This is a genomic window from Halalkalibacter krulwichiae, assembly GCF_002109385.1.
In the GTDB taxonomy this organism is placed as follows: Bacteria; Bacillota; Bacilli; order Bacillales; family Bacillaceae_D; genus Halalkalibacter; species Halalkalibacter krulwichiae.
In genome coordinates this window covers 4458236-4481227 of sequence record NZ_CP020814.1, presented here as the reverse complement: position 1 = coordinate 4481227, position 22992 = coordinate 4458236, and the positions used below count along the sequence as shown (strand labels likewise).

Here is a 22992-nt window from a genome sequence, read left to right as displayed (position 1 = left end):
AAAGAAAAGAGCGTCAAGAAAAAGCAGTACGCGAATTTATGTTTCTATATTATGATGAATAAAAGAGTTGTGACATTTCCGCTGCTTGAGACTAGCATAAAGTCGGCTGTTTTGTGTAGAATTCTAACAAAGAGGATAGGAAGGGTGTTAAAGATGGACTTGTTAAACAATGATAACTTGAAGAAGAAAACGAGTGGGTTCAATATTCTTAGCAATGATTCTACAGATGGGCATGGTGGATACGGAGCTGGAACGTTAAATTTAGATAATGTATCTCCTGTATTTGTCGATCCGGAAGAAGGTGAAGCCTTTGTTGATATGGGAGCTTTACATGCACGCTCAGCCATTGAAAAACGCATCAAGTTCCTTCCGGATAAAGAGAAGGTGCCAAATGGCAAGCTTTATTGGCTTGTTTGGGTGACCATTCAACATAAAGATAGCAAGCCGTATTACGCTGGTGTAGCTGGTTGTGAAATGACCGTCGATACGGAAATTCGCCGCGGTTATAAGAGTTTGCCTGAGCATGTCAACAAAATGGATAAATCGTTAAAAGGGAAAATCTTGGTTGATGAAATGGATCAAAAATCAAAAGCCATTCTTGCAAAATTCTTGAAAGAGCACAACGAACAAATGTGGGAAAATTCTGATAAAGAATTGCGTGATGCATTAGCAAGCTCATAATAAATTGAACAAATAATTAGTCGTTTGTAAATACCAAAATTTAAATAACATTGAAAGGTTTTTGAACACTGAATGCGACTCTTGAGCTTTTAGCTAAGCTCGAGTAAACTGAAGGAAGTATAAACGCACATTTATACTAGGACACGAAAAAGCGCAAGGGAATATTCCCTTGCGCTTTTTCACTTTTTCTAAACAATTTTTTCCGCCAAAGACGATAGGCAGTGCTCGGTAAAGGCTACGATTCGTTGAATAGGTGGACAATACGAACAACGTCCGAAAAGCATTCACCTGATCAATGTCCAAACCATTTAAAGAAACGCTGCAAGAATTTTTCCTTTTCATGAGCTTCTTCATCAATCGCATCTGCTTCTTCGCTGTTTTCAGGCGCAGGACACTCTTTAGTTGGTTCGGTCCCTTCCACAAAGTAAGTTGTTCGATGGGTTGGACAGTGTTCCGTTGCAAGCAATCCATTTTCTGGGTTCATTTTCACTCCAATGACGCCATCAGGCTTTTGAAATTCCATAACCGGCTGATCCTCTAACGCTTTTTCGGTAAAGTTCGCCCAAATATTTTTAGCGATTTGGCCGTAGGATGCGTGGTCCAGTTTGATTCCCTCGTTAAAACCGACCCAGACACTTGTCACAAGTTGCGGTGTATAGCCGACCATCCAACTATCGGTTGATGTCGATCCTGATTTACCAGCAACAGGACGGTTTAGTAAGTGGGAGATTGAGCGACCAGTAACCGATGTGTGTGCATTTAAATAAGGATCAAACATTCCGGTCATTAAGTCAGTCATAATAAAGGCTAGTTTAGGATCTAGTACTTGTACCAACTCTGGTTCTGATTCATAGATGACTTCGCCGTCAGCATCAACAATTTTCCGGATAAATCGTGGCTCGACCTTATGGCCGCCATTGGCAAAAGCGCTATAAGCTCTTGTCATTTCAAGAACACTGACATTAGAAGTTCCAAGTGCCAGTGAAGGATGATCCCCTAATGGGCTTTCAATTCCGACACGTCTGGCAAGCTCAATTCCCTTATCTGTCCCTAATAATAGATGAGTTTTCACGGCATAGATATTATCGGAAAACGCCATTGCTTGAAGCAAGGTAATAAAATCTTCTGCGTAATTTTCGTTGAAATTCGTTGGAGACCACACATCTCGGCCATCATCAATACTGAAGCTCGTCGCTTCACTAAGGAGCGTAGAGGCAGGTGTATAGCCGTTCTCAAGCGCTGCGTAATAGATAAACGGTTTAAACGATGAACCTGGGCTTCGCGTAGCTGTAACGGCCCGGTTATAAGGACTTTCAACGTAATTTGTTCCGCCTATGAGTGCTTTGACATCACCAGTACGGGGATCAATCGAAACAAGGGCTGTTTGCAGCTCATTGTCAGGCATTTCTCGTTCGACCCAGTATTCAGCTTCTTTTTGGATCTTTGGATCTAGCGTCGTATAAACCTTCAATCCGCCCGCTTCAATGAGAGCTGGATCAATTCCTACTTCCTCAATTAATTTCTGTTCGACTACATCTTGAAAATAAGGTCCAACATCAGCAGGTCGCTCAAGCTCATTTTGGATGAAGTTTAATGGCTCTAAATGTGCTTCATCAGCTTCCACCTGATTGATGACTCCGTTTTGCACCATGGATTGTAAGACAACGGCTTGACGATTCTTAGCTCGATCTAGATCAAATAAAGGAGAATAATAGCTCGGCCCTTTAGGAATGCCTGAAAGCATACTTGCTTCAGCTAATGATAATTGTTTTGCAGGCTTACCAAAGTAATGCTGTGATGCTGCTTCGATGCCGTAAGCACCATGTCCATAGTAAACGGTATTTAAATACCCTTCGAGAATTTTATCCTTGTCGTAATTCATCTCAAGTCGTAAGGAATATAAGAGTTCGTTCCATTTCCGTATCCATGTTTTATCGTGACTCAAATAGAGATTTCGTGCGTATTGTTGTGTGAGTGTGCTTGCACCTTGGGCTCTAGAGCCTGAGCGCAAATTGGCAATAACGGCCCCACCAATACGCGTAAGGTCAAAGCCCCAATGACTGTAAAAACGGCGATCTTCAATTGAAATCGTTGCATCAATGACATTAGGATCAATTTCTGATAAAGGAACCCAATGACGGTTTTCGCCTTTATGATGCTCTCCAATTGGAGAATTGTCTGCCCCGTAATAGACAGTTGTTTGTGGCACATTGAGAGGCGGTGGACCTTGCATCTTTGTATAGGATAGAAGGCCAACACACATGGCAGCTCCTATTACTAAAAAGATCAGCATTAATCGAATGAATAAACGAAACAAACGTCTTCTACGCCGGACTCCTCGGTTCACGACGACTTCCATACAATGTCACCCCAATCGTAACTCTCTTATCTTTTCATCTTCGGTAATTTTTGAATTTTTTAAACGTCAGAATAGTCAAGTGTTTGGATAAATTTAACTTGCTTTTTTTTTCCGTTGCTTTATACTTTCTTTGTTAGATTAGAAAGCAAAAAATAGAAAACCCTATAGATGAAGACGTTAGAAATTATTGAGGTGAATGATAATGGAATTATGGTATACAGAAAAACAAACAGAGCGTTTTGGAATCACTGCAAAAATAAAACAGACACTTCATACGGAACAAACAGAATTTCAAAAACTGGATATGATTGAAACAGAAGAGTTCGGAAATATGCTTGTATTAGATGGAATGGTCATGACAACGGAGAAAGATGAATTTGTCTATCATGAAATGGTGGCACATGTTCCACTATTCACTCACCCGAATCCGAAACACGTTCTTGTAGTTGGTGGAGGAGACGGGGGCGTTATTCGTGAAGTTCTTAAACATCCATCTGTAGAAAAAGCAACATTAGTTGAGATTGACGGGAAAGTCATTGAGTATTCAAAAAAGTACTTACCAACCATTGCAGGTGCTTTAGAAGACTCGCGTGTTGATGTACAAGTTGACGACGGCTTTATGCATATTGCAAAAGCAGAGAATCAGTACGACGTCATCATGGTTGACTCAACAGAACCAGTAGGCCCAGCGGTTAAATTATTTGAAAAGGGATTCTACGAAGGCATCTCAAGAGCACTAAAAGAAGATGGAATCTTCGTTGCTCAAACAGACAACCCATGGTTTCAGAAAGAATTAGTAAGCAAAGTACACAGTGATGTAAAAGAAATATTCCCGATCACTCGACTATACACAGCCAACATTCCAACATACCCAAGCGGACTTTGGACGTTCACAATCGGATCAAAAAAGCACGACCCATTAACAGTAGAAAAAAGCCGTTTCCACGACATTGAAACGAAATACTACACAAAAGAACTACACACAGCATGCTTCGCACTACCAAAATTCGTAGCAGACCTAATAAAATAAAAAAAGGGCATTGAAAAAGGCGGTTTTCCTTTTTCAATGCCCTTAAACAATGAGCGGAGCCATTGCAATCAGTTAAGACTTTTTCGGTGGTTTTCCGAAAAAGACGCGCAATGCGAGGAGCCATTGTAATTCAAATGGAAAAAGGCGGTTTTCCTTTTTCAATGCCCTTAAACGCCTGCTTTTCTCTTTATTTTTAGTTCTAACGCTTATTTCCCTACATCGTTGTCTTGCAACTCGCTTGTAAACTCGCTAAACTTGAGAAATAGAGAGGTGTGCTGGCGGCATGAATAAAGCGATAAAACGATCTGTCAAAATGAGATTTCAAAACAAAATTAATTATGGCGATCATAGTGATGCCTACGAATTTACAACACGCGGTGAGCTTTTTCACAAAGGAAGGCAAGATTACTTGCGGTTTGAAGAGGCGTTATCTGATTCAGAAAAAGTCCAAACTACGATGAAGTGGGATGGACGAGAGCTGATGTTGATTCGACAAGGAACGATTTTAATGCGTCAAGGTTTCGTTGTTGGCGAAGAAACATTCGGACGATATGTTACGCCTGATGCTTCATGGGAAACAACAGCGATTACGGATAAATTACTCGTGCAATGGCCATCAGGTAAAACACGTGGGAAAATTAAGTTAACGTATAAATTTTTATTGCAAGGCCAGGAAACAGGGACGCATGAAGTCCGGTTGACATTAGAGGAGGATACGACTAAATGAATAGTGTAGAACAAATTAAGCAGCAACTGAAAGATGAGATTATCTTGGCAATTGAAGCAGCTGGTTTGGCTGAGCGGTCAGAGATCCCAGAAGTTGTTCTTGAAACGCCAAAGGATAAAGCACATGGTGATTATGCAACCAACATGGCTATGCAGTTAGCGCGTGTAGCGAAAAAGGCTCCTCGTATTATTGCAGAAGAATTACTGGCGAATCTAAACAATGAACGTGCTTCAGTTGAAAAAGTAGAAATCGCTGGCCCTGGCTTCATTAACTTCTTCATGGATAATAGTTATTTACGTGACGTCATTCCGACTGTACTACAAGCTAAAGATACATATGGCGAAACGAATGTTGGCGGTGGAAAACGAATTCAAGTAGAGTTTGTCTCTGCGAATCCGACTGGAACACTGCATTTAGGACATGCGCGTGGAGCAGCAGTAGGGGATGCGCTTTGTAATATACTTGCAAAAGCGGGCTATGATGTAGAACGTGAATACTACATTAATGATGCTGGTAACCAAATTAATAATTTAACGTATTCATTAGAAGCTCGTTACTATCAAGCATTAGGTTTAGAGAAAGCCATGCCAGAAGATGGGTACCATGGTTCAGATATCATTGGATTTGGACAAGCATTAGCAGATGAGTATGGTGATCAATTTGTTCATGTTTCAGAGAGTGAACGCCACGCCTTTTTACGTCAATATGGCCTTGAGAAAGAGCTTGAGAAAATTAAGGTTGATCTGCAAGAATATCGTGTTGAATTTGACAACTGGTTTTCTGAAACATCTTTATATGAGTCAGGGAAAGTTATTGAAACATTACAAGTACTAAAAGAAAAAGGTGAAACGTTCGAAGAGGAAGGCGCTACATGGTTCCGTTCAACGGCTTATGGCGACGATAAAGACCGTGTCCTTATAAAAAATGATGGAAGCTATACGTATTTAACGCCAGATATCGCTTATCACCAAGATAAAATGAACCGTGGATTTGAAAAGTTAATTAACATTTGGGGAGCCGATCACCACGGTTATATTCCGCGGATGAAAGCAGCGATCCAAGCTTTAGGATATGCACCTGAACAACTTGATGTTCAAATTATCCAAATGGTGAGCTTGTTCCAAGGCGGCGAAAAAGTAAAGATGAGTAAACGGACAGGAAAAGCAGTCACACTACGTGATCTAATGGAGGAAGTAGGAACTGATGCAACTCGTTACTTCTTTGCGATGCGTAGCACGGATTCACAACTTGACTTCGATATGGACTTAGCTGTTTCAAAATCAAACGAAAACCCTGTTTATTACGTTCAGTACGCTCATGCTCGCGTATGCAGCATGCTTCGTCAAGGGGAAGAACAAGGGCTTACATTTGATGAAACAACCGATCTATCGGTACTCTCATCAGAAAAGGCTTATGACTTATTAAAAGCAATCGGGGCCTTCCCTGAAATTGTTGCAGAAGCAGCAGAAAAGCAAATGCCGCACCGCATTACAAACTACGTTCATGACCTAGCATCAACACTACACAGTTTCTATAATGCAGAGCGCGTCATTGATCCTGAAAATAAAACAGCTTCATGCGCTCGACTTGCGCTAATGAAAGCAACGCAAACAACAATTAAAAATGCCCTTGCACTAGTCGGAGTAAAAGCACCAGAGAAAATGTAAGAGGTTGAATGTCATCATGCCTGTAATCATCTTTCGATTACAGGCTCTTTTTTCGCCAAGACAGCCTGTTCACTGGTAAAATAAGTCTTTCATTCATATATTTGAAAATTGGCCAATACTGAATGAGTGAAGATTTGAATTGTCATTATCTTCATTTGGAGAGAAAATAGTTAATTTTTAAGGTCGTAGCACAAGCTAGATAAGAGACTTCTTTATTGGGGGTACTTATGGAGATTTTTTATTGGATTCTCATCATTGCTTTGTTCATTGTAAGTTTTGTTGGATTGATTTTTCCGATTATCCCTTCTGTCGCGGCGTTGTGGGGTGGTTTTTTACTTTATGCCTTTCTGGTCGAAGCAGGACAGCTTTCGGTTTGGTTTTGGGCCGGAACAGGGCTATTAACGTTATTAATTTTAGTGTCAGATTTGATTGCGAGCCAATTTTTCGTAAAGAAGTATAAAGGATCTAAATGGGGAGAACGTATGGCAGCGGTCGGTGTGATCGTTGGTTCGTTTGTGTATCCGCCGTTTGGATTAATCATTGTTCCGTTCATTCTTGTATTTATAGCAGAAATGCTTACAAGTAAAGACCCGAGTCACGCTGCCAAAGTAGCAACAGCTTCGTTATTTGCTTTTTTAAGTGGTACATTTGCCAAAGCAATTCTTCAGCTTGTAATGGTTATTTGGTTTTTTATTGAAGTCATTTGGTAAGAGTGAGCTCGGATAAAAAAATTTTTTTCACACATAGTAAGAAGAGAAAGAAGGGATAACATGCAAGAAGTGATACTCGCGCTGATAGCTGGATTGATTGTTGGATTTGTCTTTGCGTTAATTAAGTTGCCAATTCCTGCTCCTCCTGCTTTAGCTGGGGTTATGGGGATTGTAGGTGTCTATTTAGGTTATAAACTTTACCATTGGTTGCTTCCCATTATTCAGTCGTAATTGAATTATAGAAGGAGGGCGCTGCGTTGCCATTCTTAAAGAAGTCAGGTCTTCATTTGCACTATGAAATCTACGGCAAGGGAACGCCTCTTGTATTCATACATCCACCAGTGATGGGATCTGAAACATTTCGTTATCAAAAGGAATTAAGTCAATATTATCAATTAATTTATGTTGATTTAGTCGATAGCGGAAGAAGTACAAAGAGGGTGGAAGAGACTAGTGTCTCTAGGCAAGCGGAAATGGTTCATGCTCTAATTCAGAAGCTTAAGTTGCCACCTGTTGTAGTTTGTGGCTACTCAAACGGGGGTTCAATAGCCCAGGAATTTGCGCTTCGCTTTCCAGAGAAAACAAGAGGGGTCATTTTAATTGGTGGATTCCCTGAAGTGTCGACCTTTTTACTAGGTAGAGAATTCGATTTAGGAATATGGGCTGCGAAAAACGAATGGCTTCCTTTATTTTCGTACGTATTGCCAGCCGCGCACTTTCGTTCAAAGCAGCATCAGAAAGAAATGGCTCATTTTATTAAGCAAGCTGATGCAAAAACGTTGCAAACCATCTATACGGAAGGAAAGCAATATGTGTCTACCGATCGATTGAACCAATTATCTGTTCCTGTTTTATTGATTTATGGAGAAAATGACATTGTTGCGCGCCCATATATAAAAATGTTTTATCAACAAGTGCAAGATTTACAAGTTGTGCTAGTAAGTGGGGTGGCCCACCAAGTACCGACAAAGAGACCGGCTCAATGCAATGAAATTATTAAAGGTTGGATGACTAGAAAGCAATTGGATCATTAAAGAAAGACCAAACCGTAACAAGATGGTTTGGTCTTTCTTCTTATAACAATCCTGAAACAAGTGTAGCCACTTTTTCTTTGCCACGTTGAAATAAAGGTCTTTTCTTATATGCCTCGATAGTAAGGCGTTCAGAAATACCAATATCATGTTTTATTTCTGTAAGCAACCCGTGAATAAAAGTTGGATCATAAATTAAACAGTTGATTTCATGGTTAATATGAAAACTGCGTTGGTCAAAATTTGCTGTCCCGACATCACAGACTTGATCATCGACTACTACGACTTTGGCATGGAAGAAGCCTCTATAATATTGATAAACACTCACTCCCGCTTGTAACAATGGTTCAAAGTATGGAAAGGCTGCTTCTTTCACAAGAGGGTGGTCGCCTTTTTTCGGAACAATTAGTTTGACATCAACGCCTCTTTTCGCTGCTTCAATCATTTCTTTTTGTAGAGCCTTTCCAGGGATGTAATACGGTGTCCCAATGATGAGTGTTTCCTTTGCTTGCCTGACGAGATCAATGAAAGTCTCCTCTAAATATGTCCCATCTGTTGGCAAGATTCGCAGTGGAATATCTCCTTTATTTAATGGAGGATAATGCGATGCTTCTTTTGAATATTTTTGTTTCGCCGTTTGCCAGTCCTCCAGAAACTGTTCTTGTAAATCTTGAACACCATCTCCGTCAAGTCGAAGGTGGAAATCACGCCATGGACCAAACTTGGGGTCTCGTCCTAAATACTCATCCCCGACATTGTACCCTCCAATGTATCCAACTCTTCCATCAATAATGGCTAACTTCCGATGATTTCTTCTGTTGAAGGTAAAGAAGATATAAGGGAAAGAAAGAGGGTGGGAATGAGCAAATAGTACACCGGCTTTCTTCAAATCCTTTTTCTTTTTCTTAGTGATTTTACAACCCATTTTATCAACAAGAAGTCGAACGACGACTCCTTCTTTTGCTTTGTCTTCTAATGCCTTTAACATTTTATTGCCAATATGGTCATCCCGAAAAATATAGAAAAGAAGGTGAACATGGTCGGTAGCTTGTTGAATATCAGCAAACAAGCGTTTATAGAAATCATCGCCAGTTGGCAGGAGATCCACTTTGCTATATCTCGTCTTCTGAACATGTCTTGTTGCTTCTCTTCTTTGTTGCCTGAGTCCTAACTTAAAATCAATCCGCAGCCAAACAATAATGGCTATTAAGATGAGAAGAGTCATAATCCATCCATTCATAGCATAACCTTCTTTCTACAAGAGTCCTGTCTTTAGCTTTTACCAATAAAGACGAGAACATGAAAAAAAGTTTAAAGAAAGTGAATGAATGGTCATTCACTTTGTGCTATAATGATGGTAAATAAACAATGGACTTGAAAGGGGTAGAATAATGGAAGCGTTAACATGGGTTAATTGGTTAATGTTCTTATTAGTAACTGGATATGCCGTATATTTGTTTTTAACGCTTGTAAAAACGCGTTATGAGTACATTAAGCTTGGAAAGAAGGCGGAGTTTGACCACACGATGAAGGAGCGAATCAATGCTATTTGGATTAATGTATTTGCTCAAAAGAAACTAATGAAAGATAAGAAAAGTGGCATCATTCATCTTATGTTCTTTTATGGTTTCTTAATGGTTCAGCTTGGAGCGATTGATTTGATTTGGAAGGGGCTTGCAATAGGTTCTCATTTACCATTTGGCCCTGTCTATCCATACTTTACGTTATTCCAAGAACTTGTTGTTGTCATGATTTTAATTGCTGTTGTGTGGGCTTTTTACCGTCGATATATTGAGAAACTTGTTCGTCTAAAACGTGGGTGGAAAGCAGGACTTGTTTTGGTCTTTATCGGCGGATTAATGACGTCGAAGTTGCTTGCAAAAGGGATGGAAATCATTTGGTTAGACAAGTCAATAAGTGGATTTGAACCGATTGCTTCTAGTATTGCTACTGTCTTTGGTTTTCTTTCGCCAGCAGTTGCAGGTGGATTGTTCTTTGTATTTTGGTGGATGCATTTATTATTCTTGCTTAGCTTTCTTGTTTATGTCCCGCAATCAAAGCACGCACACTTAATCGCGGGCCCAGTTAATGTCTTCCTCGGGCGTACACATAAAGTTGGTCAATTATCGTCGATTAACTTTGAAGATGAGAGTCAGGAAAAATTCGGTATTAATAAAGTTGAAGACTTTAATCAAAAACAGCTATTGGATTTATATGCTTGTGTTGAGTGTGGTCGATGTACGAATATGTGTCCAGCAACCGGTACAGGAAAATTGCTCTCGCCGATGGATTTAATCGTTAAGATGAGGGATCACTTAACGGAAAAGGGGGCGGCAGTTACATCGAAGTCTGCTTGGCTACCGGAATTTGCATTTTCCAATACAAAAGCGAACCAACTGGCAATGCAAGGTGCAGGCGGTCAGGAAGTAGCAGCTGGTTATGACGTTAGTTTAATTGGGGATGTCATTACAGAAGAAGAAATCTGGGCGTGTACGACCTGTCGTAATTGTGAAGACCAATGCCCGGTGATGAATGAACACGTCGATAAAATTATTGATTTACGTCGTTATTTAGTGTTAACAGAAGGAAAAATGGATGCAGACGCGCAGCGTGCGATGACAAACATTGAGCGCCAAGGCAACCCTTGGGGGATTAGCCGAAAAGAACGGGAAAACTGGCGTGAAGGCCGGGACGATATTCACGTTCCAACGGTGAAAGAAATGGAGAAAGCAGGAGAGGAGTTTGAATTCTTATTTTTTGCAGGATCGATGGGTTCTTATGATAAACGCAGTCAAAAAATTGCTCAGTCATTTGCAAAAGTGATGAATGAAGCTGGAGTGAAGTTTGCGATTATCGGGAACAAAGAGAAGAACTCGGGTGACACGCCAAGACGACTTGGGAATGAATTTTTATTTCAAGAGCTTGCAACAGCAAACATTGAGTTGTTCCAAAAGCATAATGTTAAGAAGATCATCACGATTGACCCACACGCTTATAATACATTTAAAAATGAGTACCCTGAGTTTGGACTTGAAGGAGTTGAGGTGTATCACCACACAGAGTTTCTTGCCAAACTTCTTGAAGAAGGACGAATTAAACCTAAGTATGAAGTAAATGAAACCATCGTCTACCATGATTCTTGTTATCTAGGCCGCTACAATGAAGTTTACGAGCCGCCGCGTGACATTTTGCGTGCGATTCCAGGTGTGAATATGGTGGAGATGGAGCGCAACCGTGATAAAGGGATGTGTTGTGGAGCTGGTGGTGGTTTGATGTGGATGGAAGAAGATAAAGGTCAGCGCATTAATGTTGCCAGGACGGAACAAGCATTGGAAGTGAAGCCTTCTGTTATTGGCAGTGGCTGTCCGTACTGTTTGACGATGTTAAGTGATGGAACAAAAGCAAAAGAAGTAGAAGAAGATGTTCAAACGCTTGATTTAGTCGAAATTATAGAAAAATCTTTAGTCGGGCAGGAAAAGGAACTCGGCCACTAGAATAAAAAAGAAAAGGCTTTCATAAGATGTATCAAGCCCACTTCAGTTGAAGAAGCAGGGCTTGATATGCGGACGATAACTGAGCGAGCGTTCAGTCATTAAATAGAGAAAGGCAGTGAAAGTATGAGAACCGTAATTGTAAGTGGAGCAAGGACCCCTTTTGCAAAATTTGGTGGTGCGTTAAAAGATATGACGGCGTCAGAGCTTGGCGGCTATGCGATTAGGGAAACATTAAAACGAGCCAATTGGTCTAGTGAGCAAGTTGATGAAGTAATTATGGGCAATGTTTTGCAAGCTGGGCAAGGACAAATTCCTTCGCGGCAAGCTGCTCATATAGCTGGTCTGCCTTGGACAGTTAAGACCGAAACGATTAACAAAGTATGTGCTTCAGGAATGAGGAGTGTCACTCTTAGTGATCGAGCGATTCGATTAGGAGAGGCGGATGTGGTGATTGCTGGCGGTATGGAATCAATGAGTAATGCTCCCTATTATCTTCCAAACGCAAGATGGGGATCGAGGATGGGCCATAGTGAGATGATTGACGGGCTCATTTATGATGGCTTAACTTGTTCCTTTACAGGCGTGCATATGGGCACATACGGAAGTAAGGTTGCCCGTGAGTTGGAAATTAAGAGAGAAGAGCAAGATCAATGGGCTTACGAAAGCCATAAAAGAGCGATGGCAGCGATTGAATCTCAGAGACTAGCAAATGAAATTGTTGCTGTACCTGTGCCACAGCGAAAAGGAGAACCGCTAATGGTCGATCGTGATGAAGCTCCGCGAAAGGATACATCGCTTGACACACTTGCAAAGCTGAAACCTGTATTTTCAAAGGATGGGACAATTACAGCAGGGAATGCACCAGGAGTTAATGACGGAGCGGCGGCACTGTTGTTAATGTCGGAACAAAAAGCGAAACAAGCTGGGATCAAGCCGCTAGCAACGATTGTAGCTCACACGGCTTTAGCGACGAAACCTGAGGATTTTCCGAAAACGCCAGGACTAGTGATCAACCAGTTGTTAAACGAAACAGGTTTACAGGCAGAAGATATTTCCCTTTTTGAAATTAACGAAGCATTTGCAGCCGTAGCGTTAGCGAGTCAGAAACTCGCTTCTCTTGATTCAAAGAAGATCAATGTCAACGGTGGGGCAGTGGCACTTGGTCATCCAATTGGAGCGAGTGGGACACGAATCATTTTGACACTTGCCTATGAGTTACAGCGTAGGGGCGGAGGACTTGGAATAGCAGCAATTTGTAGCGGCGGTGGTCAAGGTGACGCAGTACTAATTGAAGTCTAGGGGGCGATTATGTGGATATTAAAACAGTGATGGTGATTGGTGCAGGACAAATGGGTTCAGGAATTGCTCAAGTTCATGCAATGGCCGGATTTCAGGTGATCCTTCATGACTTAAATGACGATTTCGTTGAACGAGGTCTTACTCAAATAAACACAAACCTTACAAGACAAGTTGAAAAAGAAAAAATAACGGCAACTGACAAAGAGGAAATAGTTAAACGGATTGAACGATCGGTTCATCTAAACGATGCGAGCAAGGCGGACTTCATTATCGAAGCTGCAGTTGAAAACATGAAAATCAAGCAGGAGCTTTTTGCTAAATTAGATGAACTTGCACCTGGACACACCATTTTAGCAACGAATACATCTTCGTTGCCGATTACGGAAATTGCTACAGCAACAAAGCGTCCAGAAAAAGTGATCGGCATGCATTTTATGAATCCTGTTCCCGTTATGAAATTAGTTGAAGTGATTCGCGGTTTGGCAACAGCTGATGAAGTCTATGAGGTCGTTGACACATTATCGAAAACGCTAGGAAAAACACCTGTTGAAGTCAATGACTTTCCTGGTTTTGTTTCCAATCGAATCCTAATGCCAATGATCAATGAAGCCATCTTCACAGTTTATGAAGGGGTGGCTACACCGGAAGCGGTAGATGAGGTGATGAAGCTTGGCATGAACCACCCAATGGGACCTCTCACACTAGCTGATTTTATTGGACTTGATACATGTCTTTACATTATGGAAACACTTCATGAAGGATTTGGAGATGACAAATATCGTCCGTGTCCGCTTTTACGTAAATATGTAAAAGCAGGGTGGCTCGGCAAGAAAACAGGACGGGGTTTTTATCAGTATCGCTAAGTAAGGGCTTCTTACAGCAGGGAGGTGCAAGCGATGAACTTGCAATTTACAGTAGAACAAGAAATGATGCGAAAAATGGTCCGAGACTTTGCTGAAAAGGAAGTAAGACCGTGGATTCCTAAGATGGAAGAGAAGGAGATGTTTCCACGTCCTCTTATTGAAAAGATGAGCGAGCTTGGCTTAATGGGCATCCCGATTCCAGAAGCATATGCTGGCTCAGGCATGGATTTCACTTCCTACATCATCGCCATCCATGAATTATCAAAGGTGAGCGCGACTGTTGGTGTCATTTTATCCGTTCATACATCAGTTGGTACGAACCCAATCGTTTACTTTGGGACTGAAGAACAAAAGCAAAAGTATGTGCCGAAGCTTGCGACTGGATCCTATTTAGGTGCGTTTGCCTTAACGGAGCCTAGCTCTGGCTCTGATGCAGCGAGCTTAAAAACAACCGCTGTGAAAGAGGGGGATGTCTATAAACTCAACGGATCGAAAGTGTTCATTACAAATGGCGGAGAAGCAGATACGTACATTGTCTTTGCTAAAACAACACCTAATGCTAGCTCAAAGGGCATATCTGCTTTTATCGTTGACAAGGACACATCAGGGTTGAAAATAGGCAAAAGTGAAAAAAAGATGGGCCTACACGGGTCGAATACAACAGAGCTTATATTTGAAAACGCTCAAGTACCGGCAGCGAATTTACTTGGAGAGTTGGGCGATGGATTTAAGGTTGCAATGGCTAATTTGGAAATTGGCCGGATAGGTATTGCTGCTCAAGCGTTAGGTATCGCCGAGGCAGCCTTTGAAGCAGCGAGAGACTATGCAAAAGAGCGCAAACAATTTGGCAAAGAAATCGGTAAGCAGCAAGCGATTGCCTTTAAGCTTGCTGACATGGCAACGAAAGTCGAAGCAGCGAAACTACTAGTGTATCGTGCAGCACATTTAAAAGATCAAGGGCTCCCTTGTAAAAAAGAAGCTTCAATGGCAAAGTTATTTGCAGCAAAAACAGCAATGGATGTTGCCATTAGTGCGATTCAAGTATTTGGTGGGTACGGCTATACAAAAGAGTATCCTGTTGAACGCTATTTCCGTGATGCTAAAGTTTGTGAAATCTATGAAGGAACAAGCGAAATTCAAAGAATGGTCATTAGCAAGCAGCTATTGTTTTGATGAAGGAGGAGAATAGATGAATTTTTTATTAACGGATGAACAGGAAATGATTTGCAAAATGGTCCGTGAATTTGCGATGAAAGAAGTAGCGCCATCGGCAGCACAACGTGATGAAGAGGAGCGCTTTGATCGGCACATTTTTGATAAAATGGCAGAGCTCGGTTTGACAGGAATCCCTTGGCCTGAAAAGTATGGAGGGATTGGTGCCGACTATATGAGTTATTGCATTGCTGTTGAAGAGCTTTCACGCGTATGCGCTTCTACCGGTGTAACTCTATCGGCACATACATCATTAGCTGGTTGGCCTATTTATAAATTTGGTACAGAAGAGCAGAAGCAAACATATTTGCGTGCTTTAGCAGAAGGAACAAAAATCGGTGCTTACGGGTTAACGGAACCAGGTTCAGGCTCCGATGCAGCGGCAATGAAAACTACTGCTGTTCGGGATGGTGATCATTATGTACTGAACGGTTCAAAGATTTTTATTACAAATGGTGGAGTTGCAGAAATTTATGTAGTCTTTGCTGTAACGGACTCTTCCGCACGACATAAAGGAGTGTCAGCTTTTATTGTTGATTCTGATACAGCGGGGTTTTCTGTTGGCAAAAAAGAGCAAAAGCTAGGAATTCGCTCATCGCCAACAACGACGATTGTGTTCGAAGATTGCCGTGTACCGGCAGAAAATCGTCTAGGGGCAGAAGGGGAAGGCTTTAAAATTGCGATGATGACTCTTGATGGCGGTCGCAATGGCATAGCTGCACAAGCGGTTGGAATCGCTCAAGGGGCGCTTGATGCTGCAAACGCATATGCAAGAGAACGTAAGCAGTTTGGCAAATCAATTGGAGCACAGCAAGGCGTGGCTTTTAAATTAGCAGATATGGCAACTAAGATTGAAGCGAGCCGATTGCTTACGTATCAAGCAGCTTGGAAAGAAAGCGAAGGCTACCCTTATGGACTTGAATCAGCGATGTCGAAACTGTTTGCCGGTGATACAGCAATGGAAGTTACGGTTGAAGCAGTCCAAGTTTTTGGAGGCTACGGATATACGAAGGAATATCCAGTTGAACGGTTTATGCGTGATGCGAAAATTACACAAATTTATGAAGGGACGAATGAGATTCAGCGTTTAGTTATTTCAAAAATGCTTCTTTCAGATTACTAGAATCAACAAGAGGGCACGTCCTATGATGTGCAAATTTTGTCTACACCTCATACGTTTAGTTGTTAAATAGTAAGAAAGTATAGAACATTCACTCAAGTTCTAGTATGCTAGTAGCAAATAAATGAGGAAGTAGGTTGGCAAAATTGAAGAAATCGGTCCCGACAATGGTGAAAGATCCGAAATTAATTAAAATGCGTCGAGAACAAATGATAAAAGGCGCTGTACGTTTATTTAAAGAAAAAGGTTTCCATAAAACAACGACGAGAGAGATTGCCAAAGAATCTGGCTTTAGCATTGGTACGCTCTATGAATACATCGGCTCAAAGGAAGATGTTCTTTACCTAGTATGTGATGCTATTTATGAAGAGGTAAAAGATCGCCTAGTCAATCAGCTTGATACGAGTAGTAAAGGAATTACTCGCTTGAAAAGGGCTGTTGCAGCTTATTTTCAAGTTATTCATGATATGCAGGATGAAGTACTAGTCATGTACCAAGAAGCAAAGTCACTCCCAAAAGAGGCGCTTTCTTATGTATTGAAGAAAGAAATGGAAATGACGGAAATGATCGAAGTCATTCTTCGTGACTCATTACATGAAGAGGCTATTTCGTTAGAGGAAAACGAATTGAAGCTAATGGCACATAACATTTTGGTGCAGGCACATATGTGGACATTTAGAAGATGGTCGATCCAAAAAATGTACGGCTTAAAAGAATATACAGAGTTACAAATAGAACAGCTGCTTCATGGAGTCTATCGTCCTACTTAAAAAAGGAGAGAGTTAAATGGAATCAGCAACGTATCGTTCGAAACATCCAATTCGGTTTGTCACGGCATCGAGTTTGTTTGATGGACATGATGCATCGATTAATATCATGAGAAGGATTTTACAAGCGAGCGGCGCAGAGGTGATACACCTTGGGCACAATCGCTCTGTCGACGAGATTGTAAGCGCTGCCATACAAGAGGATGTTCAAGGCATTGCGATATCTTCTTATCAGGGCGGACATGTTGAATTTTTTAAATATTGTTATGACCTTCTGCATGAAAAAGGAGCTGGACATATTCGGCTTTATGGGGGAGGAGGTGGCGTCATTACCCCACCAGAAATTGAGGAGCTTCATGCGTATGGCATTGCTCGCATTTTCTCGCCAGACGATGGAAGAAAACATGGTCTTCAAGGCATGATTGATCAAATGCTAGCAGAATGTGACTTTCCGACGGTGGAACATCTCCAAGATGAACTGTCCCAGCTTAAAGAGAAAAACATTCGTGCCATAGCAAGGTGTATTACGCTTGCTGAGCAAGTAACAGAGGCAAAACAGGAGACGGCGGTTGCCCTTGAAGACGCTTTGAAGAAGATTAAGCAACTTGCTGCAGATGTTCCTGTTCTCGGAATTACAGGAACTGGGGGTGCTGGGAAAAGCTCGTTAACAGATGAACTCGTAAGACGATTCCTATTTGAATGTAAAGAAAAAACGGTTGCGATTTTATCAATTGATCCGACTAAACAAAAGACGGGCGGTGCTTTACTTGGTGACCGAATTCGCATGAACGCAATTCATCATCCACGAGTTTTCATGAGAAGCTTAGCTACGCGTGGTTCACGTACCGAAATTTCTGCGAGCATTCGTGAAGCGATTTCGGTGGTGAAAGCAGCCGGTTATGACTTAGTGATCGTTGAAACGAGCGGCATCGGGCAAGGGGACGCGGAAATTGCCGAGATTGCCGATGTGTCGATGTACGTTATGACCAGTGAGTACGGTGCTCCGTCTCAACTTGAAAAAATTGATATGATTGATTTTGCTGATCTGATTGCCATTAATAAATTTGATCGCAAAGGTTCAGAAGATGCTCTTAGACATGTTAAAAAGCAATATCAGCGTAGTCGCAATCTTTTTGTTGAACCTTTAGAGAAAATGCCGGTATACGGAACGATTGCTAGTCAGTTTAATGATCTTGGTACAAATACGTTATTTGCCGCACTAATTAACGTCATTAACGAAAAATGCCATAAACAGTGGAGGACAAATATTGAAACGAGCGCAGAAGTGATCAAACAGAATGTCATTATTCCGCCTGAACAAACACAATATTTAAGAGACATCGTTCAAACCGTACGGCAATATAAAAAAATGACCGATGACCAAGTGGCAGTCGCAAGAAAACTTTTTCAAATTACAGGGACGATCGAAACGCTTAAAGAGCATGACTCTTGTGCAGGCGTTGTACTCGAACAACTTGAGCAAACGAGAAAGCTTTATGAACAGCAGCTGCACCCAAGTTGTAAAGCCATTTTAGAAAACTGGTCCGACCTTAAAGAAACATACAGCAAAGATCAGTTACTAACAAAAGTTCGTGATAGAGAAATTGTGACAGAGCTGATAACGGAAAGTTTATCGGGACTCAAAATACCAAAGGTTGCTTTGCCGAGATTTGAGGATTGGGGCGAAATTCTGAGATGGTCACTTGAAGAAAATGTCCCGGGTTCTTTTCCTTATACAGCGGGGGTGTTTCCGTTTAAACGAAAAGGAGAAGATCCGAAGCGACAATTTGCTGGAGAAGGAACGCCTGAGCGGACGAATCGCCGGTTTCACTATTTATCAAAGGACGATGAAGCGAAGCGTTTAAGTACTGCTTTTGATTCGGTCACTCTATACGGAGAAGACCCCGATTACCGTCCTGATATTTACGGGAAGGTCGGAGAGAGCGGAGTTAGCATTTGTACATTAGAGGATATGAAAAAGCTTTATGCAGGGTTTGACTTATGTGCTCCACAGACATCTGTTTCGATGACGATCAATGGTCCTGCTCCTATTTTATTAGCGATGTTTATGAATACAGCGATTGAGCAACAAGTTGAAAAATTTGCAAAAGACCAAGATCGAAACCCAACACAAAAAGAATTTGAAACGATTAAAGCCCAGACGCTATCCACCGTCCGTGGAACAGTGCAAGCTGATATTTTAAAAGAAGACCAAGGCCAAAACACATGCATATTCTCCACTGAGTTTGCTCTGCGCATGATGGGCGACATTCAGCAATACTTTATCGACCATAATGTTAGAAATTATTACTCCGTTTCTATTTCTGGCTATCATATAGCAGAAGCAGGAGCCAACCCAATTTCTCAATTGGCGTTTACGCTTGCGAATGGCTTTACGTATGTAGAGTACTACTTGAGTCGCGGAATGGATATTAACAAATTTGCACCAAACTTATCGTTCTTCTTCAGCAATGGACTTGACCCGGAGTATACTGTGATTGGGCGTGTTGCACGAAGAATCTGGGCGACGGTGATGAAAAATAAATACAAAGCGAATGAGCGCAGTCAAAAATTGAAATACCATATTCAAACGTCAGGCCGCTCGCTTCATGCTCAAGAAATTGACTTCAACGACATTCGCACAACACTTCAAGCATTAATGGCTATTTATGATAATTGCAATTCCTTGCACACAAATGCGTATGACGAGGCGATTACGACTCCAACTGAGCATTCGGTTAGACGCGCGATGGCCATTCAAATGATTATTTCAAAAGAACTAGGCTTAGCCAAAAATGAAAATTCACTTCAAGGTTCCTTTATCATTGAGGAATTAACAAATCTTGTAGAAGAAGCAGTCTTACAAGAATTAGAGCGAATCAATGACCGCGGCGGCGTCCTCGGAGCTATGGAAACTCAGTACCAACGCAGCAAAATCCAAGAAGAATCAATGTATTATGAAATGAAAAAACATACTGGTGAACTTCCGATTATTGGAGTAAACACCTACATCAACCCGGCTGAACAAGAAGAAGAATTCAACCTTGAATTAGCGCGTGCATCAAAAGAAGAAAAAGAACAACAAATCACCAACCTTCGTGCCTTCCAAAAACAACACGAACCCAAAACCGCCGAAGCCCTAACCAAACTCCAACAAACAGCCATCACAGGCGGCAACATCTTTTCAGAACTCATGGAAACCGTCAAAACCGCTAGCCTAGGCCAAATCACCACCGCACTATACGAAGTAGGAGGGAAGTATAGAAGGAATATGTAAGAGATTTTAAAAAAAGGTCGAACTTCACCTTTTTTTAAAATCTCGAAGCGTGAGCGAAGCCGCTGCCATCTTTTAAGTCTTTTTGAGCGGTTTTCTCAAAAAGACGCGCAGCGAGTGCAGCCACGCCGCACTGCATCAGAGTGAAAGAAAAAAGGTCGAACTTCACCTTTTTTTAAAATCTCGAAGCCGCATCCCTACCCGATGCGGCTTTCTAAAAACTTTTTTCTCTTCGTGCATCAAATGACCGAAAAGATTTTTCAATCTAATATTCGTTTTATCTCACATGAACTAGCATAATCAGTGAAAATGTGTTTATAATGAAAAGTATGCTTATTATATGCTAGGACCAATACATAGAAGATTGATTGAAAGGACGTGCAGCCCGTGAGTTTACAAGCAATGGATCGAGAAGAATTGCTAGAAATGTCAATGGTTGAAATTGCGTTTGAAATTATGAAAGAGTCAAAACAACCGTTTGATTACTACGAACTTGCTAAACAAGTTGCAGCAATGAAAGAAATGTCACAACAGGAATTAGACGAGCGTATCGCTAACCTTTATACCGATATGAATATTGACGGCAGATTTCATTCTCTTGGAGATAACCGTTGGGGGTTAAAGAGCTGGTATCCACTTGAGCAAGCTGAAGAGGAAATTACGACTCCTGTTAAGCCACGTAAAAAAGCGAAGGCAAAGGCAGACCTTGATGATATTGATACGTTGGATGATGACTTCGAAGATTTCGAAGATGAGTATGAAGACTTAGAAGATGAGCTTGATGAAATTGCTGATGCTGATGACAGCGATGTAGATGTCGATGAATTTGACGATACGGACGAAATAGATGATATTGATTCTGATGATGACTCTGATGACGACGACAGTGATCTTGATGATGAGGACGATTTACGTTAAAGAACGACAAATCTCGACTCTGCCTCTTGACTTCTGTAACTAATCTAGGTAGAATCATTTTTGGGCTTTAGAAATCAATACATGATCGTAATAATACAAACAAAAGTGCGCCCCCTTCCTGGGGAGAGCTGTCACTTTTGTTTTTTTTTATTTATATAGCATACCCTAACTAGGAGAATACTTTATACAGAGCAAGGGAGACGAAAAAATGGCGACAACTAAGTATATTTTTGTAACCGGTGGCGTTGTGTCATCACTTGGAAAAGGAATTACGGCAGCATCATTAGGAAGATTATTAAAAAACCGTGGATTGAAAGTAACGATCCAGAAGTTTGATCCGTATATTAACGTGGACCCAGGAACGATGAGCCCTTACCAACATGGTGAAGTGTTTGTAACAGATGATGGCGCAGAAACAGACTTAGACTTAGGTCACTATGAGCGTTTTATCGATATTAATTTAAGCCAAAATAGTAACGTGACAACAGGAAGAGTGTATTCAACAGTCTTAAAGAAAGAACGTCGCGGTGATTATTTAGGTGGAACGGTTCAAGTCATTCCTCACGTAACAAATGAAATTAAAGAGCGTGTATTCAGAGCTGGTCGTGAAACAGGAGCAGATGTTGTCATTACGGAAATTGGTGGAACAGTAGGAGACATTGAAAGTTTGCCGTTCCTTGAGGCGATTCGTCAAATTAAGAGTGATGTAGGCTTTGATAATGTTATGTACGTTCACTGTACGTTAATTCCTTACTTAAAGGCTGCTGGTGAAATGAAGTCAAAACCAACTCAGCACAGTGTAAAAGAATTACGTAGCCTTGGTATTCAGCCTAACGTGATCGTAGTTCGTACAGAAATGCCTGTACCTCAAGATATGAAAGAAAAGATTGCCTTGTTCTGTGACATTGACAAAAATGCTGTTATTGAAGCTCGTGATGCGGATACTCTTTATCAAGTACCGCTTGATCTTCAAGCACAAAAATTCGATCAAATTGTTTGCAATCACTTAAAGCTTGAGTGTAAAGAAGCAGATATGACAGAATGGACGGCTCTTGTTAATAAAGTTCAAAACTTATCTGAAAAAGTAAAAATTGCATTAGTTGGTAAATATGTTGCTCTTCAAGATGCTTATCTTTCCGTTGCAGAAGCATTGCGTCATGCTGGATATGCATACGATTCTGACATTGAAATTGAGTGGGTTGATGCAGAGAAAGTAACAGATGAGAATGTAGCTGAGTTAGTTGGTTCAGCTGATGGGATTTTAGTACCAGGAGGCTTTGGTGATCGTGGCGTCGAAGGAAAGATTTCTGCGATTCGCTATGCGCGTGAAAACAAAGTTCCATTCTTAGGTATTTGTTTAGGAATGCAGTTAGCATCGATTGAGTATGCACGAAATGTTTTAGGTTTAGAAGGTGCACACTCAGCAGAATTAAATCCTGAAACTCCATATCCAATCATCGACTTACTTCCTGAACAAAAAGATGTTGAAGATATGGGAGGTACACTACGCTTAGGTTTATTCCCTGCTAAGCTAGTTGAAGGAACTGTTGCTCATGCAACATATAGCGAGCAAGTTGTATACGAGCGTCACCGTCATCGTTACGAGTTTAACAATGAGTATCGTGAGCAAATGGAACAAGCAGGCTTTGTTTTCTCTGGGACAAGTCCAGATGGAAGATTAGTGGAAATTGTTGAAATTAAGGATCACCCTTATTTCATTGCTTCTCAATTCCACCCAGAATTCCGCTCAAGACCAACGCGCCCACAACCATTATTTAGAGAATTTGTTGGTGCTTCATTGAAAAAATAACGTTAAAAAAACCCGTTGAGTCTCTTACTC

General features: G+C 41.2%; 18 protein-coding genes. 16 read left to right on the top strand and 2 right to left on the bottom strand.

The genetic code is table 11. The features are described 5' to 3' along the window. Positions 1-153 precede the first annotated feature (153 nt). Complete coding sequence (locus BkAM31D_RS22740; RefSeq protein ID WP_066155346.1) at positions 154-681, top strand: YwhD family protein; 528 nt, start codon at positions 154-156, stop codon at positions 679-681. A 292-nt stretch (positions 682-973) separates the two neighbouring features. Here BkAM31D_RS22740 and BkAM31D_RS22735 read toward each other — a convergent pair whose 3' ends face one another. After that, positions 974-3040, bottom strand: coding sequence for a transglycosylase domain-containing protein (locus BkAM31D_RS22735; RefSeq protein ID WP_066155042.1), 2067 nt, complete (start codon positions 3038-3040; stop codon positions 974-976). A gap of 202 nt (positions 3041-3242) precedes the next feature. On the opposite strand from BkAM31D_RS22735, the gene speE reads away from it, so the two are divergent. The 6 genes from speE to BkAM31D_RS22705 all read left to right on the top strand — a co-directional run bounded on the left by speE (position 3243) and on the right by BkAM31D_RS22705 (position 8208). After that, entirely contained in the window at positions 3243-4070 is an 828-nt protein-coding gene (gene speE, locus BkAM31D_RS22730; protein ID WP_066155039.1) for a spermidine synthase, read from the top strand. Between the two features lie 283 nt (positions 4071-4353). Next, on the top strand, positions 4354-4797 hold the full coding sequence (locus BkAM31D_RS22725) for a YwiB family protein (protein ID WP_066155035.1): 444 nt from the start codon (positions 4354-4356) through the stop codon (positions 4795-4797). After that, complete coding sequence (gene argS / locus BkAM31D_RS22720; RefSeq protein WP_066155032.1) at positions 4794-6464, top strand: arginine--tRNA ligase; 1671 nt, start codon at positions 4794-4796, stop codon at positions 6462-6464. The genes BkAM31D_RS22725 and argS overlap by 4 nt, the downstream gene beginning before the upstream one ends. Positions 6465-6691: 227 nt before the next feature. Beyond that, entirely contained in the window at positions 6692-7174 is a 483-nt protein-coding gene (locus BkAM31D_RS22715; protein WP_066155029.1) for a DUF456 domain-containing protein, read from the top strand. 60 nt (positions 7175-7234) lie between these two features. Further along, a complete protein-coding gene (locus BkAM31D_RS22710) occupies positions 7235-7405 on the top strand; it encodes a XapX domain-containing protein (protein WP_066155027.1) in 171 nt (56 codons plus the stop codon). Positions 7406-7431: 26 nt separating this feature from the next. Next, positions 7432-8208: an alpha/beta fold hydrolase gene (locus tag BkAM31D_RS22705; RefSeq protein ID WP_066155023.1), complete on the top strand. Its 777-nt coding sequence runs from the start codon at positions 7432-7434 to the stop codon at positions 8206-8208. Positions 8209-8248: 40 nt separating this feature from the next. Here BkAM31D_RS22705 and cls read toward each other — a convergent pair whose 3' ends face one another. Further along, entirely contained in the window at positions 8249-9445 is a 1197-nt protein-coding gene (cls, locus tag BkAM31D_RS22700) for a cardiolipin synthase (RefSeq protein WP_066155020.1), read from the bottom strand. A gap of 151 nt (positions 9446-9596) precedes the next feature. Here cls and BkAM31D_RS22695 point away from each other — a divergent pair, with 151 nt between their 5' ends. From BkAM31D_RS22695 to pyrG, 9 genes are all read left to right on the top strand, one after another. Beyond that, the gene (locus tag BkAM31D_RS22695) at positions 9597-11699 is read left to right on the top strand and encodes a (Fe-S)-binding protein (protein WP_066155017.1); all 2103 of its coding nucleotides are present in this window, start codon (positions 9597-9599) and stop codon (positions 11697-11699) included. A 123-nt stretch (positions 11700-11822) separates the two neighbouring features. After that, positions 11823-12998: an acetyl-CoA C-acetyltransferase gene (locus tag BkAM31D_RS22690; RefSeq protein WP_066155014.1), complete on the top strand. Its 1176-nt coding sequence runs from the start codon at positions 11823-11825 to the stop codon at positions 12996-12998. 11 nt (positions 12999-13009) lie between these two features. Continuing rightward, complete coding sequence (locus tag BkAM31D_RS22685) at positions 13010-13861, top strand: 3-hydroxybutyryl-CoA dehydrogenase (RefSeq protein ID WP_066155013.1); 852 nt, start codon at positions 13010-13012, stop codon at positions 13859-13861. A 33-nt stretch (positions 13862-13894) separates the two neighbouring features. Beyond that, on the top strand, positions 13895-15034 hold the full coding sequence (locus BkAM31D_RS22680; protein WP_066155011.1) for an acyl-CoA dehydrogenase: 1140 nt from the start codon (positions 13895-13897) through the stop codon (positions 15032-15034). A 16-nt stretch (positions 15035-15050) separates the two neighbouring features. Further along, positions 15051-16196 (top strand): acyl-CoA dehydrogenase, encoded by a 1146-nt coding sequence (locus tag BkAM31D_RS22675; protein ID WP_066155006.1) that lies wholly within the window; start codon positions 15051-15053, stop codon positions 16194-16196. 164 nt (positions 16197-16360) lie between these two features. After that, the gene (locus BkAM31D_RS22670; protein WP_066155344.1) at positions 16361-16963 is read left to right on the top strand and encodes a TetR/AcrR family transcriptional regulator; all 603 of its coding nucleotides are present in this window, start codon (positions 16361-16363) and stop codon (positions 16961-16963) included. 16 nt (positions 16964-16979) lie between these two features. Next, a complete protein-coding gene (gene icmF / locus BkAM31D_RS22665; protein WP_066155004.1) occupies positions 16980-20237 on the top strand; it encodes a fused isobutyryl-CoA mutase/GTPase IcmF in 3258 nt (1085 codons plus the stop codon). 384 nt (positions 20238-20621) lie between these two features. After that, entirely contained in the window at positions 20622-21152 is a 531-nt protein-coding gene (gene rpoE, locus BkAM31D_RS22660) for a DNA-directed RNA polymerase subunit delta (RefSeq protein ID WP_066155000.1), read from the top strand. A gap of 208 nt (positions 21153-21360) precedes the next feature. Then, positions 21361-22962 (top strand): CTP synthase, encoded by a 1602-nt coding sequence (gene pyrG / locus BkAM31D_RS22655; protein ID WP_066154997.1) that lies wholly within the window; start codon positions 21361-21363, stop codon positions 22960-22962. Positions 22963-22992: the final 30 nt, after the last annotated feature.